A 3,369-nucleotide genomic window follows, 5' to 3' on the forward strand; every position below is an offset into this window, starting at 1 on the left:
CGACCCCGGGAACTTCCGCTGGTACCCCGAGGGCGAGCTGGTCAAGATCCTCGCCGAGGAGCACGTGGGGAACCTGCTGTCGGAGTACGGCGCCATGCGCGTCGAGACGCCGATCATGTACGACTACCAGCACCCGAACCTCATGAGCTACCTCAACCGGTTCCCGGCGCGGCAGTACGTGCTGCTCTCCGACACGAAGGAGTACTTCCTCCGCTTCGCGGCGTGCTTCGGGCAGTACCTCATGCAGCACGACATGCAGCTCTCGCACCGCATGCTGCCCTCGAGGCTCTTCGAGATCAGCCACTACTCGTTCCGCCGCGAGCAGTCGGGCGAGCTGGCGGGACTTCGCAGGCTCCGCACGTTCACCATGCCCGATCTCCACACGCTGGCGAAGGACCTCGACCAGGCGCGCGAGGAGTTCCTGAGGCAGATGGAGCTCTCGATGCGCTGCATGGACGACTTCGAGCTCGACTACGAGGTGGCGGTCCGGTTCGTCCGGTCCTTCCTCGACGAGGACCCGGCCTTCGCCGACGAGATCGTGAAGCGCGCGGACAAGCCGGTTCTCGTAGAGATCTGGGACGAGCGCTTCTTCTATTTCGTCGCCAAGCTCGAGTTCAACTTCGTCGACGCGCAGAAGAAGGCGTCGTGTCTCTCGACCGTCCAGATCGACGTCGAGAACACGGAACGTTTCGAGATCGAGTACGTCGACGAGGACGGCGAGAGGAAGCACCCGGTCCTCATGCACACCTCGATCTCGGGATCCATCGAGCGGGTCATCGGCGACCTTCTCGAGCAGCAGGCGATCCGGATGAAGAAGGGCCAGTCGCCGGTACTGCCGCTGTGGCTCGCCCCGACGCAGGTCCGCGTCATCCCGGTCGCCGAGCGCCACAATGCCTACTGCGAGGAACTCGTCGAGAAGATCCCCTTCCGGGCCGACTTCGACGACCGCGACATGTCGGTCGGAAAGAAGATCCGCGATGCGGGCCGCCGCTGGATACCCTACGTCCTCGTCGTCGGCGACCAGGAGATCGAGAGCGACGAGCTCACGGTCCGCGTTCGCGGGGGCGAGCAGCGATCCTACTCGCTCGATGCGCTCATCGAGGAGATCGCGGAGAGTGTCGCGGGCAAGCCGACGCGGCCGCTCAACGTCCCGCGCCGCCTCTCCGAGCGACCGATCTTCGTCGGCTGACGCCATCGCGAGTCGCGAGGCACTGAGGCCGCAGCCGAGGAAACAGCGGCCGGCCGACAGTCCGCCTGAGCCGGAACGTACCTTCGAACACCCGACACGCAGACGTTTGGATTTCAAGGAACCCGACCAGCAGAGCGCGTCCCTCTGGGGGTGAAGCCATGCAGCGACCAGGGCTCGGAACGCCTCGTACGATCGACTTCCACAACGGCGTCCATGCGTTCCTCGATATGGAGACGCTCCCGGACATCCACGCGGCGAACGTCGGCATCGTCATCACGCCGAGGACGATGGTCGTCATCAACGCGGGACAGACGGAGGCGCAGGCCCGCTACATCTGGGATTACGCACAGATGCGCGCCCCCGGGCGCGAGATGGTCTACCTGATCCTCACGCACCACCATCTGGATCACTGCTTCGCCACGAGCTTCTTCGACGACCGCCACGCGCTCATCTACGCGCACAAGTCGTTCTCGTCACAGATGGCGGAGATGCGGAAACACCTCGGCGCCGGGAACTACCAGGAGATGCTCTGCGCTTTTCTCAAGATCACCGAGTCGGAGTGCCGGAAGATCATCGGGAACGTCCATCCCGTCTCGCCGCACAGGCACGTCGGCGAGGAGGTATCGCTCGCCATCAACGGCGAGGAGGTCACGATCGTCCACCTCCCGGGCCACACGCCTTCCGAACTCGTCGTCTATCATCCCGCCTCGAGGATCCTCTTCGCCGGCGACGCCATCAACACGAAGGCCGGCCCGGTGACGATGTTCGGCGACGCCAGAGAGTGGAGGAAGTGGGTCGCCGGACTCGAGAAGCTCAAGAAGTTCGAGATCGAGACCATCGTCCCCGGGCACGGCGACATCGCCGGACCGGAGGCCATCGACGAGCACATCGAGATCCTCGAAAAGCGGATCGCCGACGCGGCGAAGTAGCACCGAGGCTCGAACTCGCAGCAAGACACCAAGCGCCGGGCGCACATGCGCCCGGCGCTTCTCGGTCCGGCCTTTCCCCCGCGCAAACGCTCTAGAAGATGCCGTCGTATCCGACGAAGACGCCGGCACCGACGCCGAGGCCCTCGCGCGAGACGAGGCCCGTGACGTCGATTCCGAGGATGCCCGACACGAAGCGGTATCCGCCGCCCGCGACGGGCGTCGAGTCGACAGTCGACATGCCGACGGCCGCGTGCCACCCGTTCTCCCAGTTCCTGCCGATGTAGGGGATGGTCTCGAGGTCGCCGCTCTCCGCCGCATGGACGGGCATCGCCGTCGTCCCGATCGCGATGTCACCGGGCTGGCCGACGAATCTGTAGCCGAGCGCCCATCCTTCGTGCTCGACCTCGAGACAGTAGCTCATGTCGTTCCGGGGAATGCACGGCACGTTGAGCCACGGGTGTTCCTCGTCGTAGGGAGGGTCGGCGAACGTGACGTACCGGTAGTTGACGTCAAGGCCGACGAGTCCGGTGACGACCCCGGCGGTGTTGGCCGCGAGGTCCTGCACCGACACACCGAGCGAGTCCATGCTCTTGACCTCGTAGACCTCCCACACGGCCATCAGTGCCATGGCCGCCCCGGCTGAGCCCCAGCGGCCCATGCCGAGCTCCCGGCCGCGATCGAAGAGGCCGCGGGTGATCCACACGTGCGTCCCCTCGGACGCGCTGCCGGCGACCGCGTGCTGCCCCCACGTCTCCCACCGGAGGTCGCGCGCGCTCGCCGTCGAGGAGAGTGCCATCGCAACGCAGATCAGCAGCGCTGTCGTAGCCAGTCGTCTCAGTATCACGCTCGTCTTCCCCCTTCGTGTTCAGGCCGCCGACCGGCCCCTGCTCGTGTCCACTCAGGCTGCCAGGCTCTTGGATGACTTCGGCGAGGGGCCCGGCCAGCGGCGTCTTCCGTGGGGAGCGGAACTCTGGGATCCTCTTCCTCTCTCTGCTTCGGGCGCGGGGGCGCCGTGGGCTCGACGCCCCCGTCCCGCGATTGAGTCGCTGTCGGTCCGCCCTGGCGGCGTGCTTCGGAGGCACTGGCGTTCGGAACGGTGGTGAGGGCTCCTGAAGCACGGAACGTGCTGCTGTCGCGGCGACCGACGTCCGGACCGTCCGGCTGACCTTCAAGGGTGGCCGGCCCGGCGACTCACCTGATCAGAAGGACCTTTCTGTCAAAGCGCTCGCCGTCCGTCTGCATCCGGGCGAA

The 3,369-nt window shown here is 66.1% G+C and carries 3 protein-coding genes; 2 read left to right on the plus strand and 1 reads right to left on the minus strand.

Translation table 11 applies throughout. From position 1 onward, the window contains the following. Together GF405_06775 and GF405_06780 are read left to right on the plus strand one after the other, a co-directional pair. The coding region (locus tag GF405_06775; GenBank protein MBD3367862.1) for a threonine--tRNA ligase at nt 1-1,189 on the plus strand (1,189 nt) is incomplete at its 5' end. A 158-nt stretch (nt 1,190-1,347) separates the two neighbouring features. Beyond that, a complete protein-coding gene (locus GF405_06780) occupies nt 1,348-2,118 on the plus strand; it encodes an MBL fold metallo-hydrolase (GenBank protein ID MBD3367863.1) in 771 nt (256 codons plus the stop codon). Nucleotides 2,119-2,209: 91 nt separating this feature from the next. Here the strand turns inward: GF405_06780 and GF405_06785 are convergent, their stop codons facing one another. Further along, the gene (locus tag GF405_06785; GenBank protein MBD3367864.1) at nt 2,210-2,962 is read right to left on the minus strand and encodes a hypothetical protein; all 753 of its coding nucleotides are present in this window, start codon (nt 2,960-2,962) and stop codon (nt 2,210-2,212) included. Nucleotides 2,963-3,369: the final 407 nt, after the last annotated feature.

The organism is Candidatus Effluviviaceae Genus V sp. (assembly GCA_014728125.1).
GTDB lineage: Bacteria > Joyebacterota > Joyebacteria > Joyebacterales > Joyebacteraceae > WJMD01.